We start from the raw sequence: 20034 nt of genomic DNA, 5'->3' as shown, positions 1-20034 counted from the left end.
GCATCCTGAGATGTCCCGCTCAGGACGTGATCACGGCCGCGGAACCCGGGCCGCCCGTGGAGGACCGCATGCCCGGGAGGGGCGGGGGTACGCGGGTGAGGGCGAAGGTGTGCGCGGGCTCACAGCGTGTCGGCGGGTGTCACCAGGAGCTCCCCGGGGGCCGTACGTGCAGCAGGTGCAACGTGAAGGGGTGCTCGTCCCCCAGCGCCCGTACGGCGTCGGCGACCACCGCGTCGAAGTCGGCCACCGCCCGCTCGACCTCCCCCACCGCCTCGTAGAGCTGGACGAGGTTGAGCCGGGAGGTGAGCGTCTCCGGGTGGTCCGGACCGAGCAGCCGTACGCGCTCGGCGAGCGTCCCCTCGTGCAGGGCGATGGCCTGCTCCAGGCGCCCCGCGTCCTGGTAGGCGACGCCCAGGTTGTTCCGGACCCGCAGGGTGTCGGGATGGGCGGGGCCCCGCAGCCGCTCCAGCCCGGCGAGCGCCGTGCGGAGCAGGGTGACCGCGCCGTCGTCATCGCCCATGTGCCGCAAGGTGACCGCGAGCCGGCCACGGGCCAGATGCGTCTCGGCCCGGTCCTCGCCGAGCACCCGTTCCAGATCGGCGACGACCCGCTCCTGGAGGTCGGCCGACGCCCACAGCTCCCCTGCGAGGGCCCAGCACTCGGCGATGCCCTCGCGGCTGCACACGGTCTGCGGGTGGTCCTCGCCCAGCAACCGCTCCCGGCTCGCGACGGCCCGGTCGAACCAGTGCACCGCCCGCTGCGAGTCGCTGTGCTCCTTCAGGAACCAGGCCGCCCGGTCCACCAGCTCAGCCGTACGCACCGTGTCGGCCGCCGGGTCGACCTGATCGACGTACGTCTCGACGTGCGGAAACAGCTCGCGCCACGCCCGCCACTCCGCCGCACCCCTGCCACGCTGGGGCACGACCGCCGTCAGCGCCTCCTCCGCCAGGGCGCGGGCCGCGTCGATGTCCTCGGCGCGCCGGTGCGGATCGTTCGCGTCGGGCGTGCGCGCGACGGCCTGCACGAGCCGGTGTACGGAGACGGCCCGGTCCTCGTGCAGCGTCACCATGCTGTGCGTGGCGAGCCGCCCGACGGCAAGCCGCACGAAGAGCGGGGGGCCGAGCCGGTCGAGCAGCTGCCGGGGGATCCGGTCGGGCCCCCACCAGGCGAGGACGCGCAGGATGGTCCCGGTGAGCGCATCGGCGGCGACGAGCCGGTCGAGGGTGAGGCGCCAGGTCCAGGCGACGGCGTGCTCCGCCGGGTACTGCGTCAGCTGGTCGAGGTACTCGCCCGGTGTCGTACGGGTCTCGGCGCAGTAGGCGGCGGCCTGGGCGACGGCGAGGGGCAGGTGCCCGAGGGTCGCGCAGAGGGTCCGCACGGGGGCGGTGTCCCGGGCCGCGAGGCCGGTGACGGCACGGGTGAACATCTCGTACGAGTCGTCCACGTCGGGCACGGTCAGGGCCAGCACCTCGGCGAGTCCGTGCCAGCCGCCCGCCTGCCGGGTCGTGATCAGGATCCTGCCGCGCCGGGCGACCCGCGAGAGGAGGGCCTCGACGTCGGCGGCCTCGGTGACGTTGTCGAGCACGAGCAGCCACCCGTCGTGCGTGGCCAGCCACTGCAACGCCCGCTCGCGCAGGGCCTCTTGGGGCAGTAGTCCTGCCAGCCGCTCGCCCTCCGCGACGTCACCAGGATCCGGCCGCCGTCGCCCGCACGGGCCAGCAGGGGGCGGAGGTCCGACGGGGTCGAGACGTTGTCCAGGACCAGGAGCCAGCCCTCGTGGGTCGCCAGCCACTGCAACGCCCGTTCACGCAGCGCGTCCTCGGGCAGTACGCCCACCACCGCCGGCTGCATCGCCCGCGCCAACTCCGCCAGGCCCGCGTCGAGTTCGGCCGGGGTCTCGGCCGTGATCCACCAGACCACCGTGTGGTCGGCCACCCGGTCCGCCGCCCACCGTGCCGCCAGCGTCGACTTGCCTATGCCTCCCAGGCCGCAGATGACCTGGATCCCCTCGCCTTCGTCCAGCAAGGTCAGTTCGCGGGCCCTGCCCACGAATAACTTCGTGCGCTCCGGGAGATGGACCAGCCCCTCCGGGGCGACCGTCAGCGCCTCCGCCGGCAGCAGCGTCGCGCGCTCGACCTGCGTGACGTGATCGCCCGTGTTGACGCGGCCGATCCCCCCGCCGGCCGCCACCGACCGTTCGCCGGACGCCTCCGTCATCGACCTACGGCTACTTCTTCAGGCCCAACCCCAGCGGACCCGCGATCTCCTCCGCCATCACCCGGCCCGCCTCCTCCGCCAGGGCGTCCTCCGTCAGGTCCTCGTCCGTGTCCAGGCCGTCGAGGGCCGCCAGGGGCTGGTCGAGGCGGACGTGGGCGACGAGGGACTGCAACGCCCGCAACGTCGCCGAGGCCGTCGGGCCCCAGTTGGAGAAGTACGAGAACTGCCACCACCACAGCGCCTCGCTCGTACGCCCCGCCCGGTAGTGGGCCAGGCCGTGCCGGAGGTCGGCGACGATGTCGGCGAGGTTGTCGGAGATCCGGGCCGGTACGGGCGCCTTGCGCGGCTCGTACGGGTCGAAGACCTCGGAGAAGACGTCCACCGGCTCCAGCATCACCGCGAAGCGCTCGCGCAGGTCGTCCATGTCCGGCTCCGGGCCCGTGTCGGGCTCGTACCGCTCGTCCGGGAGGATGTCCTCGTGCGCGCCGAGACGGCCGCCCGCGAGCAGCAGCTGTGAGATCTCCAGGAGCAGGAAGGGCACCGCACTGTCGGGCTCGTCGCCCTTGGCGACTTCCGTGGTCGCCACGATGAAGGATTCGATCGAGTCGGCGATCTGGACGGCGAAGTCGTCCGGGTCCTGCGTGATCGCGTGCAGTGTGGCGTCAGACATCGCGGGTGCCTCCTCCGTGGGGCGCGGGCGCGCGAACCCTGTCGTCATACATCTAGCAGTCGCCGCCCCTCGAAGGCACGCCCCAGGGTGACCTCGTCGGCGTACTCCAGATCGCCGCCGACCGGCAGGCCGCTCGCGAGCCGCGTGACCTTCATACCCATGGGCTTGATCATCCGCGCCAGGTACGTCGCGGTGGCCTCGCCCTCGAGATTCGGGTCGGTCGCCAGGATCAGCTCGGTGACCGTCCCGTCCGCGAGCCGCGCGAGCAGCTCCCGGATGCGCAGGTCGTCCGGGCCGACGCCCTCGATCGGGCTGATCGCGCCGCCGAGCACGTGGTAGCGGCCGCGGAACTCACGCGTCCGCTCGATCGCCACGACGTCCTTCGGCTCCTCGACCACGCAGATGACCGACAGGTCCCGGCGCGGGTCGCGGCAGATGTTGCACTGCTCCTGCTGTGCCACGTTGCCGCAGACCGCGCAGAACCTGACCTTCTCCTTGACCTCCAGGAGCGCGTGCGCGAGACGGCGTACGTCGGTCGGCTCGGCCTGGAGGATGTGGAAGGCGATCCGCTGGGCGCTCTTGGGACCGACGCCGGGCAGCCTGCCCAGTTCGTCGATGAGGTCCTGAACCACGCCTTCGTACAACGGAACGCCCTTCTCAGAAGTGCTTGTTTCTTACGGTAGTGGCTGCCGGGGCGCCGCAGTAGCCCAAGCCCCGGAAGCGGCTCGGTGGAGCAAGCCCCGTAAGCGGCTCAGAAGCCCAGGCCCGGCATTCCGCCCAGGCCCTGCGCCAGCGGTCCCAGCTTGTCCTGCTGGAGCTGCTGGGCGTTGTCGTTGGCGGCCTTCACCGCGGCCACGACCAGGTCGGCCAGGGTCTCGCCAAGCTCCTGCAAGGAAGACGCAGCCTCCGGGTCGACCGCCTTGGGGTCGATGACCAGGCCCCGCAGCTCGCCCGAGCCGGTGACCGTCGCCGTCACCAGGCCGCCGCCCGCCTGGCCCTCGACCTCGGTCGCGGCGAGCTCCTCCTGGGCGCGCGCGAGGTCCTGCTGCATCTTCTGGGCCTGCTGGAGGAGCTGCTGCATATTGGGCTGGCCACCACCGGGAATCACGGTCACTCCTGGCATTTCGACGGTATACGGATGACATCCGGACGACTGATGTGACGACTGACGTTCGGTACCGCCGAGCCTACGTGGTCCATGCCCGCCCTGCCGCCACAACTCTTTCGAGTGAGAAACTGCGGGCTCCTCTACCTGATCAAGACCCTCTTGCGGGCGGAAATCCCGGGATTCCGGGCCCACAGCCCACCATTCGGCGGTAGGAAGGGCAGGCACCACGTGCACCGCACGTCACAGAGCGATACCAGCGCTGAGCTGAACAGAGGAGTGCCCCGGTGAGCCAGCAGCCGGAGATGCCGCCGCCGCAGCCGCCGCCCGGGCAGCCGGGACAGCCCGGGCAACCGGGGCAGCCCGGGCAGCCGGGAGAACCGGGCCGGCCCGGGCGGTCCGCCGCGCGCCGCGATCTGACCGGGACGCCGTTCCCGCTCGGCGACTGGGGCGAGCCCGCGGAGCGTCTGGACGAGCTGTACCGCTGGGTCGAGTCCAATGCGCTGCGCACCGCGGAGTGGTACCTCTCCGACCGGGTCTGGAAGCGCCGCTGCGCCCGGGCCCTGCGCATAGGTACGGCTCTGGGCGTCATCGCGGGCGCCGCGCTGCCGCTGCTCGACCTGACCGACGTCGCCCCGGACGGCGCGGCGGGCTGGGGGTACCTGTCGCTGCTGCTCGGCGCGGCCTGCATCGCCTGCGACCGGTACTTCGGCCTCACGTCGGGCTGGATAAGGGACGTCGCGACCGCCCAGGCCGTGCAGCGCCGACTCCAGGCCCTCCAGTTCGACTGGGCGTCGGAGAGCGTACGGGAGGTCCTCGGGCCCACCGAGGGGACCGCGAGCGAGGCGGCGGAGCGGTGCCTGGCGGTGCTGCGCCGGTTCTCCGAGGACGTGACCGAGCTCGTACGGGCGGAGACGGCGGACTGGATGGTCGAGTTCCGTTCCGGCCCGATGCCACTGGCCCTGCAGTCCGTGGGCGCGGGCCCGTCCCGTCCCGAGGGCGGCCACTCCTCGGCCCGCTTCCCGCTCCCGCCGGGCACCCGCCCCAACATGCCGAGGCAGCGCCCGCCCGAGCCGCGCTGACCGTACGTACACGAATACGCAGAAGGGCGCTCCCGTACCCCGGGGCGCCCTTCCGTCCGTTCGATCGTCCGGCGGCGTCAGCTCAGGATGATCATCGAGCCCTGGCTCAGGCTCCGGGTCGCCGCCGCGTGCAGCCCCAGCCACACATGACGCTCGCGCGCGAACGGACTGTCGTCGTACGCGATCGGCCGGGCCGGCTCCTCCAGGGAGGTCGGCCGCTCCGGCGGCAGGGGCGCGGCGGGCGGGTTGGCCGGGTCGATCCCGATCGCGGGCGCGACGAACTCCAGTTCCCGCAGCAGCCCGTGCGAGGAGCCCAGCGGGCCGCCGCCCTCCAGGAGTTCGTCGGTGGAGAGGGGGGCCGGGAAGTCCACGGGGACGTACGCCCCGGCGTGGTCGTAGTGCCAGACGAGGTGGGACTGCTGCGCCGTCGACTCGAACATCTCCAGGAGCTGTTCGTAGTCCCCGCCGAGCTCGTCGACCGGCTCGACGGGCAGGCCGCACAGGTGCAGCAGGTAGGCGCGGCGCAGGAAGTGCAGGGCGTCGTAGTCGAACCCGGCGACGGGCGCGACGTCACCGGAGAGCCCCGGCATGTAGGCGTACACGGGGACGGTGGGCAGACCGGACGCGGTCAGGGCGCTGTCGTAGGCGGCGATCTCTTCGGCGAAGGGATTGTCGGGGCTGTGGCACAGCACGTCGACCAGAGGGACCAGCCACAGGTCACAGGCCAAGGGACGCTCGCTCTCCGTCAGTTGCAGGGACGGCCAGGGTAGTCGGCGCGGTCCGCGCCGCACACCCGGTGGGGACCTGCCCCTCCGGGCCCCGCCCGACACACCCACACCGGAGGTTCCGGTCGGTCCCGTCAGGAGGTCCGGGCCTCCAGGCGGTCCGCCCACGCCAGGCACTGCCGGTTGTACGCCTGCATGACCCCGGCCGCCGCGTCCGCGTCGCCGAGGGTCAGGGCATCGACCAGCTCCACGTGTTCGCTCCAGAGCCAGCCGAGGACGTCCCGGTCGGCGCGCAGGTGCGGCACGGAGAACACCCAGGCCTGGACGCGCAGCCGGTGCAGGAAGTCGGCGATGTAGTCGTTGTCGGAGACCAGCCGGGCCAGCTCGCGCCAGTAGCGGATGTCGTACCCGATGAGGATCTCCAGGTCCCCGGCGCGGGCCGCGCGGGCCGCCGCCTCGCCCCGGCGCCGTACGGAGACCAGCGCGACGCCGCGGGAGACGTCGGGGCCCGGCGGCTGGGCGACGGGGTCGTGGCGGCGGAAGATGCCGTCCACGACGAGCCTGCGGGCCTCGACCATGCCGCGGTAGTCGGCGACCGTGAACTGGTGCACGCGGAAACCGCGGTGCTGGTCGGAGTCGAGGAGGCCCTGCGCGGAGAGGTCGACGAGGGCTTCGCGGACCGGGGTCGCGGAGACGCCGTACTGCTCGGCGATCTGCTTGACGGTGAATTCCTCGCCGGGGACCAGACGCCCAGCGAGCACTTCGTCACGGAGCGCGTCCGCGATCTGCCGCCGCAGGGTGTTGCGGGTGACAGCTCCGCTCGCGGGCATTGGTCGGCCCCCTCCGTCCGGCTCTGGGACACCCTAGACCAGACGGAGGGTTCGGCTCCGTGACGATTCTTACCCGGTCTTACCCGGCATCCGTCACGCGGTGTGCTCGTCGGCCACGGTCAGCGCCGCGTCGAGGGCGGCGAGGCCCTCCTTGGCCTCCGCCTCGGAGACGTTGCAGGCGGGGACGGCGTGGGTGCGGTTCATGTTGATGAACGGCCACAGGCCGTGCTTCTTGGCCGCCGCGCCGAAGGCCGCCATGGGGGCGTTGGCCTCGCCGGTCGCGTTGTACGGGACGAGCGGCTCGCGGGTCTCCTTGTCCTTGACCAGGTCGAGCGCCCAGAACGTGCCCATGCCGCGGACCTCGCCGACGGACGGGTGGCGCTCGGCGAGGTCGCGCAGGCCGGGGCCGAGGACGGTCTCGCCGATGTGGGCGGCGTGCTCGACGACCTTCTCGTCCGCCATGACCTGGATGGTCGCGACGGCGGCGGCGCAGGCGAGCGGGTGACCGGAGTAGGTCAGCCCGCCGGGGAAGGGGCGCTTGTCGAAGGTCGCGGCGATCTTCTCGCTGATCGCGACGCCGCCGAGGGGCACGTAACCGGAGTTCACGCCCTTGGCGAAGGTCAGCAGGTCGGGCACGACGTCGAAGTGCTCGGCGGCGAACCACTTGCCGGTGCGGCCGAAGCCCGCCATGACCTCGTCGAGGACGAAGACGATGCCGTACTTGTCGCAGATCGCGCGGACGCCGGCGAGGTAGCCGGGCGGCGGGGTCATGATGCCGGCGGTGCCGGGGACGGTCTCCAGGATGATCGCGGCGATGGTGCCGGGGCCCTCGAAGGCGATGGTGTCTTCGAGGTGCGTGAGGGCGCGCTCGCACTCCTGCGCCTCGTTCTCGGCGTAGAAGGCCGAGCGGTACAGGAACGGCGCCCAGAAGCGCACGACGCCCGCGGAGCCGGTGTCGGAGGCCCAGCGGCGCGGGTCGCCGGTCAGGTTGATCGCGGTGGAGGTGGCGCCGTGGTACGAGCGGAAGGCGGAGAGCACCTTGTGGCGGCCGGTGTGCAGCCGGGCCATCCGTACGGCGTTCTCGACGGCCTCGGCGCCGCCGTTGGTGAAGAAGATCTTGTCCAGGTCGCCGGGGGTGCGCTCGGCGATGAGGCGTGCGGCCTCGGAGCGGACGTCGATGGCGAAGGCGGGCGCGAAGGTGGTGAGCTTCGCGGCCTGCTCCTGGATGGCGGCGACGACGCGGGGGTGCTGGTAGCCGATGTTGGTGTAGACGAGGCCGCTGGTGAAGTCGAGGTAGCGGTTGCCGTCGTAGTCCCAGAAGTACGAGCCCTCGGCGCCGGCGACGGCGAGCGGGTCGATCAGGCCCTGGGCGGACCAGGAGTGGAACACGTGCGCACGGTCTGCGGCCTTCACGGCCGCGCCGGCGGCGGGATCGGGTACGACATGAGGGGTCATGCGTCCAGGGTAGGTACGCGCAGGTCGGAGCGGCCATGACCATCTTGTCCACCGAGACCGGGGACGACGCGACAGGTTGCCCCACAACGAGGGGCATTGACAGCAAGCTGTCGTCATGACAGGCTGCTGTCATAACCAAGGAGGCCGCAATGACCCGCACCGTGCACCTCGCCGTATACGACACCCTCGCCGACTGGGAGACCGGGCACGCCACCGCCTGGCTCGCCAGGGCCGGGCATGAGATCCGTACCGTCGGTCCCGTCGCCGACAAGGCCGTCACGACCATCGGCGGGACGCGGATCCTGCCCGACCTCGGGCTCGACGAGCTCGAACCCGACGACAGCGCGCTCCTCATCCTCCCCGGCGCCGACCTCTGGGACACGACCGACGACCTCGCCCCCTTCGCCGCCGCCGCCCGCCGGTTCCTCGACGCCGGCGTGCCCGTCGCCGCCATCTGCGGCGCCACCGCCGGACTGGCCCGCGAGGGGCTGCTCGACGACCGCCCCCACACCAGCGCCGTCTCGTTCTACCTGGCCGCGACCGGCTACAAGGGCGGCGACCACTACGTCGACGCCGACGCCGTCACCGACGGCGACCTGATCACCGCCGGGCCCACCGAACCCGTCGCCTTCGCCCGCGAAGTCCTGGGGAAGATGGGCGCCTTCGAGGGCGCCAAGCTCGACGCCTGGTACCGGCTCTTCCACGACTCCGACCCCACCGCCTACGAGGAGCTCAACTCTTGAGCCGTGAACAACAGGACGCGCTCTCCCGTACCGCCCTCGGCGTCTTCCGGCTCAACGGGCAGTTCCTCGGCCTCTCCGAGGAGCTGGCCCGCCCCGCCGGCCTGACCGCCGCCTGGTGGCAGGTCCTCGGCGCCGTACTGCACACACCCCAGCCCGTCGCCGGGATCGCCCGCGCCATGGGCATCACCCGCCAGAGCGTCCAGCGGATCGCCGATCTGCTGGTGGAACGTGGGCTCGCCGTGTACGAGGTCAACCCCGCCCACCGCCGCGCCAAGCTCCTCGCCCCCACCCCCGAGGGCCGCGCCGCCATCCAGCGCATCGAACCCGGCCACGCGGACCTGGCCGCCCGCCTCACCCACCAACTCGGCGGCCTGGAGGCCTTCGAGGAGACCGTACGAGTCCTGGAGCGGCTCTCCAGAGCGCTGGAGGAGCTGGAGGCCGTCCAGGAAGAACGCGCGGCCCCGGGAACCCCGACCTAGCACGGTGATGTTGCCCCCGTCCCTTGACGGCAGGAAGGCGCGTGATGAATTCCCATCGGCTACGGCTGCGCAGGGCCTGTGCGCGTCGCAGCGGCAAGTGTGCTCGTCCTACCGGCAGCGGCGGGCACCGCGTACGGAACGGCTCCGGCGGTGTCCCCGACGGCCATCGGCGAAGCCCCCGTCCCCGCCCCGCACACCGACGACGGCGAGTTCCCCGAACTGACACCGGCCGTCGCCGCGCGGATCGACAAGGTCGTACAGCACACCATGCGCGAGACCCAGGTGCCCGGCGTCATCGTGGGCCTGTCGGCCCCCGGCAAGGGCAGCTACGTGAAGGCGTTCGGCGTCGCCGACAAACAGACCGGCGCGGCCATGACCCCCGATCTCTACATGCGCATCGGCAGCGTGACCAAGACGTTCACCGTCACCGCGCTGCTGCGCCTGGACGACACCATCGACCGGTACGTCTCCGGTGTCCCGAACGGCGAGCGCATCACCCTGCGTCAACTGGCCGGCATGCGCAGCGGCCTGTACAACTACGCCGACGATCCGGACTTCAACAAGCAGCTCGACACGCTCCCCACCAAGCCCTTCACGCAACAGGAGCTGCTCGACTACTCGTTCAAGCACGGCGTGCAGTTCGCACCCGGCACGCAGTTCGAGTACGCCAACACCAACCTGATCCTCATCGGGCAGGCGATCGAGAAGGCCACCGGCCGACCGCTCCAGGACGTCATGGAGGACCAGGTCCTGGAACCCGCAGGGCTGAGCCGCACGACCTTCCCGACCACCCCGGAGTTCCCCGAACCGCACGCGCACGGCTACACCGAGCAGACGACCTCCGGCGAGATCGAGGACGCCACGGACCTGAACCCCTCCTGGGGCTGGGCCGCCGGCGCCATCATCTCCGACCTCCAGGACCTGCGCAGTTGGGCCCGGACCCTCGCCACCGGCACGCTCCTGACGCCCGAGACCCAGGCGGAACGCCTGGACACGCAGCCCATCGGCATCCCCAACGCCTCCTACGGCCTCGGCATCTTCGACGTCAACGGCTGGATCGGCCACGACGGCTCCACCCTCGGTTACGAGAGCCTGGTCGTCTACCTCCCCGAGGCAGAGGCGACCCTGGTCATCCTCCTCAACACCGACGTCCTGACCGAAGGCAAGGAGCCGAGCGCCTTCCTCGGCCAGGCGGACGCCGGTCGCGCCGGTGCGGTGACGCGTATCCCGCCGTCGGCCCGCCCCATCAGGCCGACGGCGAAAGGATGTCGGCGAACACGATCAGGGCAGCGGTCGGGCCGTACTTCTCCGCCTTCTCCTGCTTGTATTTGCCGCTCCGTACGAGAACCTCATTGATCTTGATCTTTGTGCCGAGGGGGAAGGTCATCTCAGCCTCGGACTTGTTGTTCTTACCGAGCTCCCTGCCCATGTGCACGTCCGGCAGCCCGAACTCCCAGATGATCTCTTTCCCTTGCACGTACGTGTGGGTCAGCGGATCGCCATAGGTGGTCGACAGGATCGCCGGCCATTCGATCGTCTGGTTCAGCGAGACGCGTCCGCCGTCCGGGTGCTTCTCCTGTTGCTTCAGGATTCCGCCGAACGACTCGTACGCGTGCTTGCTGTCGCCACGCAGCACGTTCCCCTCCGCGTTCGCGGGCGGCTGCGGGAAGTCGGCCCACACGCGGTCGATCCGGGCGAAGATGTCGAAGGTGTTCGCGAGGTGCTGCGCGTCCCAGCCCTCCACGGTGTCCTCGGTCGCCAAGCCCCGCTCAACGGCGACTCGGCGCCATTCCACGAGCAGTGGGCCCTTCTTCGACTCGTAGGAGAACGTGGGGTCCTTGATCTCGGAGGGGCTGTATCCGACGTTCTCGAGGGCCACCAGCATCGGATTTATTCGGCGGTAGTCAGCACTGAGGTAGTTCTCGCCGAGGTCCATGTCGGCCTGCTTCTGCTTGGCGGCGACGACCGCCGGATCCAGCTCCTGCGCGCGACTGGCCTCATATTCCGCGCGGGACGCCGCGCGGCCCTCCTCAGTTCCCCAAGATTTGTCCGAGGTGGACGCGCGAGGCTTCTTCTCTTCCGGGTTGCTGGGCGCGATCAGATAGGAACCGAAGCCGAAACTCTGGATCGTGTAGCCGTCCTTGTCCCCGCCGTCCTCGTGCTTGACGACTTTTGTCCCCTTCGCGAGCCCCTTCGCCAGAACGCGCTGCACGGGCGCCTCCGCCTGGGTGGCCGCCGGCGTTTCGGGGGCGACGGAACGCTGGACATCGGACGACTGCGGTGCCGGACGACTCATCACCGCATGGGCGTTGGCCTCGGCCTCGCGTTCGAAGCGGTCGGACGGGTCGGAGACCTTCAGTCCGCTGCCGTTGTCCGTGCCGGTGACGGGGCCTTGGCGTTGCTGGATGACATGGGTGAGTTCGTGGGCGAGGGTGTGCGCGTCGCCGCCGCCGTCGCCGATGACGACGTGGCTGCCGGAGGTGTAGGCACGGGCACCGACCTCGGCGGCGGAGGCCTTCGCGGCGCCGCCGGTGTGGATGCGGACGTCGGAGAAGTCGGCACCGAGGCGGGATTCCATGTCCGTACGGGTGGACGTGTCCAGGGGCCGACCGGGCGCGCGCAGGACATCGTGGACGGCGGAGCGCTGCACGGCGGGGGGAGCGGTGCCCTCGTGGCCGCAGCCGGCGCCGTGCCGGTGCTCCTCCTGGGCCATGCCATGGCCGGCCTGGCGGAGCATCTGGACCACCGCCGCGTTACCCACGGTGCCCTGCAGTGCGTGCAGCCCCTGCTGCGCGGCCGACACGTCCTTCGTCGAGACGGGGGCCTGTTTCGGGCTCCGCTCGTCACCCTTCCTGTCGTTGCCCTGACTCCGCACTGAGCACATCCCTACGTCAAACGTCGCGAACTTCCTTGATACACGGGCGTGGCACTCCACCGCGCCCGTTGCGGGGGCAGACCTTGGAGCCCGATCGGGCAAGGGCGGTCACCCGTCGACCCGCGTGAGCACCTCCGTGCACGCGCTCCGCAGCAGCAGGGTGTGCACGAACCGGTCCGGCTCCGTCGGCGGGAACCGCCACGACAGCGGCCAGGTCCGCCCCGTCAACGCCGGCACCGGTACGTAACCCACGTGAGCCGGACCGGAAGTGAAGCGGACCGCACCCCTGGGCCAGGACCGGTGCGCGGTCGTACCGGGCGGCACCAGGAAGTAGACCCCGCGCCTGCCGTTCGCCTCGATGACGACGGGCCCCGGATCGCCACCGGTGAGCAGCTCCAGACGGTCCGCGAGACGGCGCCCGTCCTCACCGTCCACGCGAACGGCGTCGAATTGTACGCCCGCCTTGCGGAGTTGGAATCCCGAATGAGGAATCCAGCACATGTTTGCCGCGCGATTATCTGAATTCACGGGGACATTCTCGCGCGTCACCGCTAGCGTTTTCCACGACTGAGAGGACGCGTCGGCAACCCCTCGACCTGCGCCAACGCCCCTTGCAATCAGTCGAATTCGGCGGGGAGCAGTTGAGACCGGTTGAGTCCGGTTGAGTTCGAATGGGGAGCGCTATGGCGCAAGCGGAGAACAAGGAAACAGTGGGCCCTGCGGCGCGGATGGTGGCAGCCGTGGCGAAGAGAATGCGGCTGCGAAAAGGACTGACGCAGGAACAGCTCGGCACCCGCATGGGGTACACGGGCGCGGCGATCAGCGCGATGGAGCGGCTGGTGCATCCGGTGAGCGACGAGATGATGGTCAAGCTGGAGGAGGAACTGGGCGACAGGACGGGCATCTTCGAGGAGATGCGGGAGCTCGTACGGCTGGAGAAGCTGCCGGAGCAGTTCCGCGGGTACGCGCCGATCGAGCAGAAGGCGGTGGCACTGTGTCTGTACGCGAGCCACGTCGTGCACGGCCTCTTCCAGACGGAGGCGTACGCGCGGGCCCTGATCGCGGGCGGGCACCCGGAACCCACCCCGGAACGGACCGAGGAACTGGTCGTCGGTCGGATCGCACGGAAGACGCTGTTCGACCGCAAGCCGGTGTGCGAGATCGAGCTGATCCTCGACGAGTCGGTACTGCGGCGGCCAATCGGGAGTGAGGAGATCATGCGGGAGCAGTTGGCCTACCTGGCGGAGTGCGCGCGGAAGAGTAACGTGAACCTTCAGGTGCTGCCGGTGGACGCCGGGCTGGAGGGCCATTACGCGGGCGATCGGGGCAACCTGGAGATCGTTGAAACCGCGGCCCACGACCACGTGTCCTACCTGGAGATGCAGAGGGAGAGCCTTCTGATCACCGACCGGGCGAAGGTCAGTTCGCACAGGCAGCAGTATGCGAAGATCCGGGCACAGGCCCTGGATCCGCGCAGGTCGCTGGGCGTCATCGAGGAGTTGGCGGGAGTACAGAGATGAGCGACACCCTGCACTGGTTCAAGTCCAGCTACAGCGACAGCAGCGGCGGAAGCTGCATCGAAGTCGCCTTCGACTGGTACAAGTCCTCCTACAGCGACAGTGGCGGCGGTGACTGCGTCGAAGTAGCCACCTGCCCCCACTCCGTCCACCTCCGTGACTCCAAGGTCACCGACGGCCCCACCTTCGCCGTCGCGCCGGCCACCTGGAGCGCGTTCCTGGACTGGCAGGACTGAACGACGTACGACGATTCCCGGGGCCCTCCGCCGAGGGTCCCGGGAACCGCCATGTCCGTACGCCGTACGGGGCGATCAGCAGTACAGGTTCGCGCCCGTCGGTACGCCCAGGATCTGGGCGAACTGCTGGTACTTGGTGACCCGGCTCTGGACCTGCGCCGGGTTCTTGCCGTCGCATTCCAGCGAGCCGTTGATCGAACGGATCGTCTGGCCGAAGCCCGCGCCGTTGACCATGGCGTTGTGGCCGGTCATCGTGCCGGGGCCGTTCTGGGTGTTCCAGTACCAGAGGCCGGTCTTCCAGGCGACGGCCGCGTCGCGCTCGACGCGGTACGGGTCGCTCAGGAGGTTGATGCCGAGGGCGTCACCCGCGGCCTTGTAGTTGAAGTTCCAGGAGAGCTGGATGGGGCCGCGGCCGTAGTACGCCGCCTGGCCCGCGGGGCAGCCGTAGGGCTGGCTGCTGTCGCAGTAGTGCGGGTAGTTGGCCGTGTTCTGCTCCACGATGTGGACCAGACCGCCGGTCTCGTGGTGGACGTTGGCGAGGAACGCCGCGGCCTCCTGCTTCTTCACCGTGTCGCTGCCGGTGTTGGCGAACGCGGGGTAGGCACTGAGGGCGGCCGTGAGACCGCTGTACGTGTAGAACGAGTTCCGGCTCGGGAACATCTGGTTGAACTGGGCCTCGGAGACGACGAATCCGGACGGCTGCGGCGGGTTCGTACCGCCGCCGCCGCACGCGCCCTCGTCGCGCCAGACGTCCGCGGAGCCCGGACGCTCGTTCTGGGTCCACCACTTGGCGAACCAGTTGCGGCCGTTGTACGAGGCGGTCATGCCGTTCGTGTAGACGCTGGAGGAGCTCCAGGCGCCGACGCAGGCGGGGGCCGCGCCGGCGGTGGTGGCGGGGACGATGACGGCCAGACCGACGGCCGTGAGAAGTGCGGACAGGAGTATGAGCAGTCGTCGCATGATGCGCTCGCCCTTCCGTGGGGGAACGCCAGCGAAGCGTCTTTGGTCTGAACCTGTCAAGGTCTAGACCAGCAATTGGGACACCGGCACGGTGAACGCGACGAAGGCGCCGAACACCCAGTGGTGTTCGGCGCCTTCAGGCGCGTACGGTCTCCTCGGTCAGATCATCAGCACGATGCGGCCCGGCCGGTGTCCCGCCTCCGCCCTGCGGTGCGCCTCCGCGACCTCCTCCAGGGGCATGACGTCCGCCACCCGGGTGACCAGCTCGCGGGCCGCCACCTTCTCCAGGGTCTCCTTGAGCCGGGCGGCGTCCGGCCTGCCCAGGACGGTCTCCACCCGGATGTTCCGTTCGGGCGCCGGCGCGCGGTCGGCGACGAGCGCGACGAAGGCGCCGCCGTCCTTCACCGTCGCCAGCAGCGGGGTGCCGTGGAACGCGCCGTCGAAGACGGCGTCCACCCGCTCCGGGACCGCTTCGACCACCCGCCCGATGATCTCGTCGTGGGTACCCCGCTCGACGCTGTGCTCGGCGCCGAGGACCTTCAGCTCGTTCTGGTCGCCCTCGTGGGCGATGGCCACGACCCGGATCCCGGCCGCTGCGGCGAACTGGACCGCGAAGCGGCCCACCACCCCGCTCGCCCCGGAGACGAGCAGCGTCGCCCCCGCCGGGAGCGCGAGCTCGTCCAGGCCCCGCTGGGCGGTGGCGGCGGCCAGCGGGACGGAGGCGGCCACGGTGAAGTCCACGTCGTCCGGGATCGGGGCCAGCCAGTCCGGGGCGGACCAGATGACCTCGGCGTACGTGCCCTCGCCGGTCAGCTCCTCGAACCAGGGGACGAAACCGGCCACCCGGGTCCCCTCCGGCAGGCCGGGCACCGGATCGACCAGCCGGCCCGCGAAGTCCGTACCGAGGACGAACGGGGGCCGCAGCGGACCGACGACGTCCGCGTATCGGCCGGCCCGGATCCGCAGGTCGGCCTGATTGACCCCGGCCGCCTTCAGCTTTACCCGGACCATTCCGGGCCGCTCACCGGCCTCGGGTTCCGGCCGGCGGGCCATTCTCAGGACCTCAGGGCCGCCGTAGGCGGTCACTTCGACGACACGCATGGGGTTCCTCTCCGCCTGGCCCCCTCGTGGCCATTACACCCACGGTCCACACCCCCGGCAACCGTTGTTCGGCCAACCCGTGCGCGCCGTGCCGATCGACCCGTCGTCACCTGAACGAAGGGAGAACTCCTGGTGGCGGGAAGCGACCTCCCGTACCGGACCGCACACACGTCCGTACCGTCCCTTCCGTGGACTGGGTAACCGCCGAGAACGTCATCGCCGTGGTCACCGCGCTCCTCGGTGTCCTCGTCTCCGCCGGTGTGGTCGCGTACGAGCGGTTCCTCCAGCGGGGCAGGAGGCTGGGGTACCGCGTCCAGCTGAACACGCCCCTGCGCGAGGCGGACGAGAACGTCGGCGACCTGACCCTGCGGGATGGCGACATCGGCGCCGCCAACGGCTCCACCCTCGTCCTGATCCGGATCGAGAACGACGGCGCCCGCGACATCGGCCAGGCGGACTACGAGCAGTCCGACGTGTTCGAGGGGCTCAAGGTCTCCTTCGACGGCAAGACCGTGCAGGCCGTCGTCGCGACCGTGCCCCGCGTCTTCCCCCGGGTCAGGCGCCACCTGGCGGTGGCACCCGGGCTGCGCAAGGAGAACGACGCCGTCCTGATGCCCAAGGTGTCGCTGGCGCGCGGGAGCTACTTCAAGCTGCTCGTGCAGCTCTCGGACCGGGTGGCCGAGGACGAGATCGAGCTCGCCAGGACGCTCAAGGAAACCGAGATCCACCGGAACCACAGCCGGAGCGTCGACGACAAGACGCCGACGTTCAGCCCCGCCGCCCGGAACATCGCCCTCGTCCTCGCCGCCTGCGTGGTCACCCTCGCCACCATCATCGTCGCCCGCGACAACCCGCCGCCGATCGGCTGCGCCAAGGGCACCCTCAAGGTGACCGGCTCCACCGCGTTCGCCCCGGCGATGCGCCAGCTGAAGACGAAGTACGAGGAGGACTGCGAGGGGGCCACGATCACGGTGGAACCGCACGGCTCGACGGCCGGGATACGGGAGCTGGCCACGGCCGGCGAGGCGAGCGGGTCCGGCGGGTCCGGCGGGACCGGCGGCTCGCCCGCGATCGTCGCGTTCTCCGACGGGCGCAAGCCCGGGGGCTTCCCGCAACTGCGCGAGAACATGGTCGCGGTCTCGCTCTTCACGCTCGTCCTCAACGACAGGACCCCGGTCGAGAACCTCTCCGTCGACCAGATCCGCCGCCTCTACAGCGGCGAGATCGACAACTGGAACCAGCTCCCGGGCGGCCCGAACCTCCCCGTGCTGCTGATCAGCCGGGACGCCAACTCCGGTACCCGCGAGGTCTTCCAGCGCCGGGTCCTGGGCCGCAACGAGCCCGCGAACTCCTCCCGGGACTGCGAGAACCGGGACGACCGTACGGCCCCGGTCACCCGCTGCGAACTCGACAGCACCGCCCAGGTGCTGGCGATGGTGGCCCGGCTGCCCGGCGCCATCGGGTACACCGAACTCCGCGCGGTGAGCGGGCAGAAGGGCCTGCACAAGGTGGCCATCGACGGCCGCGTACCGAACGTGGACGAGCTCGGCGCGTCCACGTACCCGTACCGGGAGATCGAGTACGCCTACACCTGGGGCGAGCCCCCGGCCGACTCGCTGACCTCCAGTTTCCTCACGTACATCCGGCAGGGGCGGGGCCAGGACGTCGTCCGCGGCCAAGGCCACCTGCCGTGCGCGACACCCAAGGGTCTGCGGATCTGCGGCGAAGGATGACGACACCGGCACCCGATGGTCTGGCATCCTCTCTGGTCGTGGAGCCTTTGAACGCGGAAGACCCGGTCAGCGTCGGGCCGTTCCGGCTGCTCGGACGCCTTGGCGCGGGCGGGATGGGCCGGGTGTTCCTGGCGCGCTCGTCGGGCGGCCGGACGGTCGCGGTGAAGGTGGTGCACGCGGAGCTGGCGGCGCAGGACGAGTTCCGGCGCCGGTTCGCCCGCGAGGTCGCCTCCTTGGAGCGGGTCGGCGGCACGGGTACGACCCCGGTGCTCGGCTCGGACACGACGGCCGAGGCGCCCTGGGTGGCGGTCGGCTACGTCCCCGGGCCGTCGCTGCGGGCCGTGGTGGGCGAGGAGTTCGGGCCGTTGCCGCCCGCGACCGTACGTACGCTCGCCGCCGGGACGGCCCGCGCGCTCACCCATGTGCACGAGGCCGGGCTCGTCCACCGCGATCTGAAGCCGTCCAACGTGCTGCTCACGGTCGACGGCCCGCGGCTCATCGACTTCGGCATCGCGCGGGCCGTGGAGACGGTCACCGACGGCGGACTGACCAGCACCGGCGCGCTGGTCGGCTCGCCCGGCTTCATGTCCCCCGAGCAGGTGCGCGGCGAGAAGCTGACGGCCGCGTCGGACATCTTCTGCCTCGGTTCGGTCCTCGTGTACGCGGCGACCGGCCGCTCCCCCTTCGGTACGGCGGACAGCGGCGTCCACGCCACGATGTTCCGCATCGCCCACGACGAACCGGACCTGACGGACCTCCCGGCCGAGCTGAGCGGCCTGGTCCGGGCCTGCCTCGCCAAGGACCCGGCGCGCCGGCCCTCGGCCGCCGAGCTCGTCGAGACGATCACGGTCTCCGACCCGTGGCTCCCGGCGGACGTGCTGGCCCGGCTCGGCCGGCACGCGGCACGGATCCTGGAGGCGGAACCGACGACTTCCGCTGCGGGCCCGGACGACCCGACCCCCGTACCGGGGGCGGCGCCCGTGCCGAGGCCGCCGCGCCATCGCCGTACCGGGCTGATCGCCGCTGCCACCGCCCTCGTGGTCGCGGCCGCCGCCGGGCTCACGTACACCTTCTGGCCGGAACCGGGCACCGGGGACGACGGGCGGAAGAACCGGGCCGGGGCTCCGGGGGCCGAGGGCGCGAGCGGGTCGCCCCGTCCGGCGGGGATCGTCCCGGCGGCGTTCCTCGGCGCCTGGGAGGGCGTGCTGCGGGGCTCCGTGGACAGCCCCAGGGACGCGGCGCGGATCGAGATCAGCCAGGGCCCGGCGGGCGCCAAGGCCGCCGTCTACACCCGTACGACGGAGGAGCAGATGTGCATGGGCCGCTCGCGGCTCGTCTCCGCCGACGAGGACAAGGTGGTCCTCGGGGAGTCCGACGTCACCACCTCCATCCCGGCGCAGCGCTGCACGCCGCCCGCCCACCAGACCCTGACCCTGCGCTCCCCCGAGGTCCTGGAGTGGTCCTCGGGGGCGGTGAAGACCACCTTCCGCAAGGCGCGCACCGGGGCGGCGATGGTCCCGGCGCAGTTCGTCGGGGCCTGGAAGCAGGAGAACGACCCGCTGATCTACGGCGACAACGCCGACCGCTACACCGACGAGGTCACGGTCACCCAGGGCCCCGTCGGCTCCCCCGTCCTGCGCATCCAGCGCGGCTTTCCCCGGCTCGACGAGGAGGGCGCCCTGACGGCGGACACGGTCAACTGCAGCTTCACAGCGCTGCTGTCCGCCGCGGGCGTCCCGATGGTCGTCGGCCCGGGAACCGCCGACCCGGACTCCTCGGACTCGGACTGCGAACGCATCGGCACCGGCAGCTATGTGGTGGTCGACCGCTTCGAGGGCCGGGAGCGGCTGCTGCTCTATCCGATGCTGGACGGGGAGCCGGGGGAGTACTACCGGCGCTAGCCGCCGAGGAGTTGGAGTGCGGCGCGGGTGGCGTCGAGGAGGGGCTGCCCGATGCTGCCGGCCGTTCCCGCGACGGCCCGGATGACCTCCAGGGCGCTGCGCCGGGCCTCGGGCGAGGCCCCGGAGTCCGTGGCGAGCACCGGGAGGGCGCCGTCGAGGGACTCCTGCGCCTCGGCCGGAACGCCGCACCGCAGCTCCCCCACCCGCTCGAGCACGCGCACCAGCGCCTGTTCCAGGGCCGGGGAGCCGTACTGGTTCTTGTTGATGCCCACGTTGTCCTGGCCGCCGTGCATGATCACGGCGTCGCCGTAGTAGGTGTTGTTGTCGCCGCTCATTAGAGGACCATCCCTTCTGCAGCCCTCACGAGTAGGGTTGTGACCTCTCGGTCCCGGCGGGTGCATGGCC

21 protein-coding genes are annotated in these 20034 nt (G+C 71.0%); 8 read left to right on the top strand and 13 right to left on the bottom strand.

The features are described 5' to 3' along the window. Positions 1-139 precede the first annotated feature (139 nt). The 5 genes from Q5762_RS32920 to Q5762_RS32900 all read right to left on the bottom strand — a co-directional run bounded on the left by Q5762_RS32920 (position 140) and on the right by Q5762_RS32900 (position 3995). A complete protein-coding gene (locus tag Q5762_RS32920) occupies positions 140-1585 on the bottom strand; it encodes a tetratricopeptide repeat protein (RefSeq protein WP_315895954.1) in 1446 nt (481 codons plus the stop codon). Continuing rightward, positions 1510-2217: a hypothetical protein gene (locus Q5762_RS32915; RefSeq protein WP_315895953.1), complete on the bottom strand. Its 708-nt coding sequence runs from the start codon at positions 2215-2217 to the stop codon at positions 1510-1512. Before Q5762_RS32915 ends, Q5762_RS32920 begins: the two co-directional genes overlap by 76 nt. Before the next feature lie 10 nt (positions 2218-2227). After that, positions 2228-2887, bottom strand: coding sequence for a DUF5063 domain-containing protein (locus tag Q5762_RS32910; RefSeq protein ID WP_315895952.1), 660 nt, complete (start codon positions 2885-2887; stop codon positions 2228-2230). Between the two features lie 44 nt (positions 2888-2931). Further along, a complete protein-coding gene (gene recR / locus Q5762_RS32905) occupies positions 2932-3531 on the bottom strand; it encodes a recombination mediator RecR (RefSeq protein WP_315895951.1) in 600 nt (199 codons plus the stop codon). A 107-nt stretch (positions 3532-3638) separates the two neighbouring features. Then, complete coding sequence (locus Q5762_RS32900; protein ID WP_315895990.1) at positions 3639-3995, bottom strand: YbaB/EbfC family nucleoid-associated protein; 357 nt, start codon at positions 3993-3995, stop codon at positions 3639-3641. Between the two features lie 302 nt (positions 3996-4297). On the opposite strand from Q5762_RS32900, the gene Q5762_RS32895 reads away from it, so the two are divergent. After that, positions 4298-5074, top strand: a complete 777-nt coding sequence (locus Q5762_RS32895; RefSeq protein ID WP_399495323.1) for an SLATT domain-containing protein — start codon at positions 4298-4300, stop codon at positions 5072-5074. Between the two features lie 77 nt (positions 5075-5151). Here the strand turns inward: Q5762_RS32895 and Q5762_RS32890 are convergent, their stop codons facing one another. The 3 genes from Q5762_RS32890 to Q5762_RS32880 all read right to left on the bottom strand — a co-directional run bounded on the left by Q5762_RS32890 (position 5152) and on the right by Q5762_RS32880 (position 8084). Continuing rightward, positions 5152-5802, bottom strand: a complete 651-nt coding sequence (locus Q5762_RS32890; RefSeq protein WP_315895949.1) for a hypothetical protein — start codon at positions 5800-5802, stop codon at positions 5152-5154. A gap of 131 nt (positions 5803-5933) precedes the next feature. Beyond that, entirely contained in the window at positions 5934-6629 is a 696-nt protein-coding gene (locus Q5762_RS32885; RefSeq protein WP_315895948.1) for a GntR family transcriptional regulator, read from the bottom strand. 93 nt (positions 6630-6722) lie between these two features. Continuing rightward, the gene (locus Q5762_RS32880; RefSeq protein ID WP_315895947.1) at positions 6723-8084 is read right to left on the bottom strand and encodes an aspartate aminotransferase family protein; all 1362 of its coding nucleotides are present in this window, start codon (positions 8082-8084) and stop codon (positions 6723-6725) included. 149 nt (positions 8085-8233) lie between these two features. Between Q5762_RS32880 and Q5762_RS32875 the strand changes: the two genes are divergently transcribed. The 3 genes from Q5762_RS32875 (at position 8234) to Q5762_RS32865 (ending at position 10662) form a co-directional block, all read left to right on the top strand. Beyond that, positions 8234-8827 carry a DJ-1/PfpI family protein gene (locus Q5762_RS32875; RefSeq protein ID WP_315895946.1) on the top strand — a complete coding sequence of 198 codons (594 nt, stop codon included), beginning with the start codon at positions 8234-8236 and terminating at the stop codon, positions 8825-8827. Continuing rightward, positions 8824-9306: a MarR family winged helix-turn-helix transcriptional regulator gene (locus Q5762_RS32870; protein ID WP_315895945.1), complete on the top strand. Its 483-nt coding sequence runs from the start codon at positions 8824-8826 to the stop codon at positions 9304-9306. Before Q5762_RS32875 ends, Q5762_RS32870 begins: the two co-directional genes overlap by 4 nt. A 150-nt stretch (positions 9307-9456) precedes the next feature. Further along, positions 9457-10662 carry a serine hydrolase domain-containing protein gene (locus tag Q5762_RS32865; protein ID WP_315895944.1) on the top strand — a complete coding sequence of 402 codons (1206 nt, stop codon included), beginning with the start codon at positions 9457-9459 and terminating at the stop codon, positions 10660-10662. Here the strand turns inward: Q5762_RS32865 and Q5762_RS32860 are convergent. Further along, positions 10553-12181: a DUF4157 domain-containing protein gene (locus tag Q5762_RS32860; RefSeq protein ID WP_399495321.1), complete on the bottom strand. Its 1629-nt coding sequence runs from the start codon at positions 12179-12181 to the stop codon at positions 10553-10555. The genes Q5762_RS32865 and Q5762_RS32860 overlap by 110 nt on opposite strands. A gap of 108 nt (positions 12182-12289) precedes the next feature. Continuing rightward, positions 12290-12682: a hypothetical protein gene (locus tag Q5762_RS32855; protein ID WP_315895988.1), complete on the bottom strand. Its 393-nt coding sequence runs from the start codon at positions 12680-12682 to the stop codon at positions 12290-12292. Between the two features lie 182 nt (positions 12683-12864). Between Q5762_RS32855 and Q5762_RS32850 the strand changes: the two genes are divergently transcribed. Further along, complete coding sequence (locus Q5762_RS32850) at positions 12865-13701, top strand: helix-turn-helix transcriptional regulator (RefSeq protein ID WP_315895943.1); 837 nt, start codon at positions 12865-12867, stop codon at positions 13699-13701. Then, positions 13698-13934 (top strand): DUF397 domain-containing protein, encoded by a 237-nt coding sequence (locus tag Q5762_RS32845; RefSeq protein WP_315895942.1) that lies wholly within the window; start codon positions 13698-13700, stop codon positions 13932-13934. Before Q5762_RS32850 ends, Q5762_RS32845 begins: the two co-directional genes overlap by 4 nt. A gap of 75 nt (positions 13935-14009) precedes the next feature. Here the strand turns inward: Q5762_RS32845 and Q5762_RS32840 are convergent, their stop codons facing one another. Together Q5762_RS32840 and Q5762_RS32835 are read right to left on the bottom strand one after the other, a co-directional pair. Further along, a complete protein-coding gene (locus tag Q5762_RS32840; protein WP_399495320.1) occupies positions 14010-14894 on the bottom strand; it encodes a glycoside hydrolase family 19 protein in 885 nt (294 codons plus the stop codon). A 159-nt stretch (positions 14895-15053) separates the two neighbouring features. Next, positions 15054-15995 (bottom strand): NADP-dependent oxidoreductase, encoded by a 942-nt coding sequence (locus tag Q5762_RS32835; protein ID WP_315895941.1) that lies wholly within the window; start codon positions 15993-15995, stop codon positions 15054-15056. Positions 15996-16183: 188 nt separating this feature from the next. Here Q5762_RS32835 and Q5762_RS32830 point away from each other — a divergent pair, with 188 nt between their 5' ends. After that, positions 16184-17728, top strand: coding sequence for a substrate-binding domain-containing protein (locus Q5762_RS32830; RefSeq protein ID WP_315895940.1), 1545 nt, complete (start codon positions 16184-16186; stop codon positions 17726-17728). Positions 17729-17766: 38 nt separating this feature from the next. Further along, entirely contained in the window at positions 17767-19629 is a 1863-nt protein-coding gene (locus Q5762_RS32825) for a serine/threonine-protein kinase (RefSeq protein WP_315895939.1), read from the top strand. Here Q5762_RS32825 and Q5762_RS32820 read toward each other — a convergent pair. Then, positions 19626-19964, bottom strand: a complete 339-nt coding sequence (locus Q5762_RS32820; protein WP_315895938.1) for a hypothetical protein — start codon at positions 19962-19964, stop codon at positions 19626-19628. The two genes, Q5762_RS32825 and Q5762_RS32820, sit on opposite strands and share 4 nt — an antisense overlap. Positions 19965-20034: the final 70 nt, after the last annotated feature.

Source organism: Streptomyces sp. P9(2023) (assembly GCF_032436795.1).
Taxonomy (GTDB): domain Bacteria; phylum Actinomycetota; class Actinomycetes; order Streptomycetales; family Streptomycetaceae; genus Streptomyces.
Note: the sequence above shows the minus strand (reverse complement) of the source record. Positions and strands in the feature narration are given on the sequence as shown.

Excerpts from the sequence above, each read along its gene's own strand:
- Q5762_RS32915 (WP_315895953.1), bottom strand. The coding sequence starts at position 2,217 with ATGACGGAGGCGTCCGGCGAACGGTCGGTGGCGGCCGGCGGGGGGATC.
- Q5762_RS32910 (WP_315895952.1), bottom strand. The coding sequence starts at position 2,887 with ATGTCTGACGCCACACTGCACGCGATCACGCAGGACCCGGACGACTTC.
- Q5762_RS32895 (WP_399495323.1), top strand. The coding sequence starts at position 4,298 with ATGCCGCCGCCGCAGCCGCCGCCCGGGCAGCCGGGACAGCCCGGGCAA.
- Q5762_RS32885 (WP_315895948.1), bottom strand. The coding sequence starts at position 6,629 with ATGCCCGCGAGCGGAGCTGTCACCCGCAACACCCTGCGGCGGCAGATC.
- Q5762_RS32880 (WP_315895947.1), bottom strand. The coding sequence starts at position 8,084 with ATGACCCCTCATGTCGTACCCGATCCCGCCGCCGGCGCGGCCGTGAAG.
- Q5762_RS32875 (WP_315895946.1), top strand. The coding sequence starts at position 8,234 with ATGACCCGCACCGTGCACCTCGCCGTATACGACACCCTCGCCGACTGG.
- Q5762_RS32855 (WP_315895988.1), bottom strand. The coding sequence starts at position 12,682 with ATGTGCTGGATTCCTCATTCGGGATTCCAACTCCGCAAGGCGGGCGTA.
- Q5762_RS32850 (WP_315895943.1), top strand. The coding sequence starts at position 12,865 with ATGGCGCAAGCGGAGAACAAGGAAACAGTGGGCCCTGCGGCGCGGATG.
- Q5762_RS32845 (WP_315895942.1), top strand. The coding sequence starts at position 13,698 with ATGAGCGACACCCTGCACTGGTTCAAGTCCAGCTACAGCGACAGCAGC.
- Q5762_RS32840 (WP_399495320.1), bottom strand. The coding sequence starts at position 14,894 with ATGCGACGACTGCTCATACTCCTGTCCGCACTTCTCACGGCCGTCGGT.
- Q5762_RS32835 (WP_315895941.1), bottom strand. The coding sequence starts at position 15,995 with ATGCGTGTCGTCGAAGTGACCGCCTACGGCGGCCCTGAGGTCCTGAGA.
- Q5762_RS32820 (WP_315895938.1), bottom strand. The coding sequence starts at position 19,964 with ATGAGCGGCGACAACAACACCTACTACGGCGACGCCGTGATCATGCAC.